This is a genomic window from Clostridioides sp. ZZV14-6387 (assembly GCF_020657835.1).
Taxonomy (GTDB): Bacteria; Bacillota; Clostridia; order Peptostreptococcales; family Peptostreptococcaceae; genus Clostridioides; species Clostridioides difficile_A.
Genome location: NZ_JAGWCW010000148.1, coordinates 1 through 349 on the forward strand (window position 1 = coordinate 1; position 349 = coordinate 349).

General features: G+C 51.6%; 4 tRNA genes. All 4 read right to left on the bottom strand.

The features are described from left to right. Position 1: 1 nt before the first annotated feature. Positions 2-75, bottom strand: a tRNA-Arg gene (locus tag KGF38_RS20155). 10 nt (positions 76-85) lie between these two features. Continuing rightward, positions 86-159: transfer RNA gene (locus KGF38_RS20160), tRNA-Gly, on the bottom strand. Between the two features lie 9 nt (positions 160-168). Then, a tRNA-Tyr gene (locus tag KGF38_RS20165) sits at positions 169-253 on the bottom strand. A gap of 14 nt (positions 254-267) precedes the next feature. Further along, positions 268-342: transfer RNA gene (locus KGF38_RS20170), tRNA-Thr, on the bottom strand. Between the last annotated feature and the right edge of the window lie 7 nt (positions 343-349).

Sequence of the window (349 nt, forward strand, 5' to 3'; positions counted from 1 at the left end):
GTGAGCGCACAGGGATTCGAACCCCGGACACACGCCTTAGAAGGGCGTTGCTCTATCCAGCTGAGCTATGCACCCACGCTTTCTTTGGAGCGGGTGAAGGGTATCGAACCCTCACAGCTGGCTTGGAAGGCCAGAACTCTACCATTGAGCTACACCCGCATATTTAATTGGTGGAGGATGGTGGATTCGAACCACCGAAGTCGATGACAACAGATTTACAGTCTGCCCCCTTTGGCCGCTCGGGAAATCCTCCGTATTAATTTTACATGGAGCTGGTGATAGGAATCGAACCTACAACCTGCTGATTACAAGTCAGCTGCTCTACCGTTGAGCCACACCAGCATTTTTT